This is a genomic window from Candidatus Obscuribacterales bacterium, from assembly GCA_036703605.1.
GTDB lineage: Bacteria > Cyanobacteriota > Cyanobacteriia > RECH01 > RECH01 > RECH01.
Genome location: DATNRH010000176.1, coordinates 1 through 1,193, shown reverse-complemented (window position 1 = coordinate 1,193; position 1,193 = coordinate 1). Strand labels below are relative to the sequence as shown.

Annotated in this window: 1 protein-coding gene; it reads right to left on the bottom strand. The window is 52.3% G+C overall.

What is annotated here, in order from left to right; translation table 11 throughout:
* Positions 1-783 precede the first annotated feature (783 nt).
* The coding region (locus V6D20_03610) for an FkbM family methyltransferase (GenBank protein ID HEY9814877.1) at positions 784-1,193 on the bottom strand (410 nt) is incomplete at its 5' end.

Sequence of the window (1,193 nt, the reverse complement as noted above, 5' to 3'; positions counted from 1 at the left end):
GTCCCCTGACGTTCTACGTCACTTTTTGACCTCCCCCGTCACCCATCGAGGCTATTTGAGGGTGATTATGATAGTCTGTGCCTATAAGTAAAGGGTCACCGTTGCGACGCTCTAAGGGCCTTCTTAGAGCATTTATTCGCTATGTCTCTGTAGGTGGTTGATTTATCCAAATATCCCCTTCCGCCCCCTTATCTTATCATCACTCTTACAACAGGCTTGGCAGCCCCACCCATGGCAGGCGCAATCTTTAAGACTATCAATCCCAGGGACTGGACCTGCGCGGCCTATAACACGCAAATTTCCATGCTTTGCCTTTTTTTCCAAAATCAAATCATTAGACCCTGGTTTAGCCCAGGCTTTCCCTCTTTCCGATTCAAGCAATCTCCACACCTCGGGGCCACCTCCATTGTCCACCCAGTAGTACCCAATATCAAAATTCATCGCCTCCCCTCCTGCGCCTCTCTCTGTGTCTTGGCTTTGTGGCATGGCTTGCATATCGCCTCAAGGTTACCATCCTCATTGCTGCCGCCCTTGGCTTTGTTGATGATGTGGTCTACCTGATCAGCCCTGACTGTTAGCCCTGCTCGCTTGCACTGCTGGCATAGGTATCGATCCCTGACCATGATCCGCTTGCGCCGCTTATCCCATTCGTTACCGTACCCACGCTCATGCCTGCTCTTGTCCTTGCTGGTACTCCATGCCTCGGGCTGGTGCTTATCGCATCGGCTGCCCTTGGTTGCGTACTCCTTGCACATGGGCTTGGTACATGGGCGGGGTGCTCGCTTAGGCATGGGTGAATATCAGGTTACGGTCATCGGCCTTGCGTACATGATATCCCAGTCCCTGCATATATTCCCTTAGTGCGTTCTCTGCCTGGTCATCCAGTGCCTCGGCTATCACCAGTGGGTGGTATGCCTCAAGCGTACCACGAGTGCCCTTCAATGCGCTAAGCTCATAGCCTTCAACGTCTATCTTGATGGCCTTGACTGGGTGGGTAAATACCATGCTGTCTATGGTGCTCATTGGTATGATGCCGCCATCCTTGACCTTGCCTGCACTGGTGATCCTTGGTCTGCCCTTAACATCATCCATGCTGACCGTGCCTTGCTTATCACCTATGGCTGATTGATATACAGCATAATTGGAGCCAGGGTTTAGCGCCATGTTGGCTGCCATACGCTCATAGCAGGCGG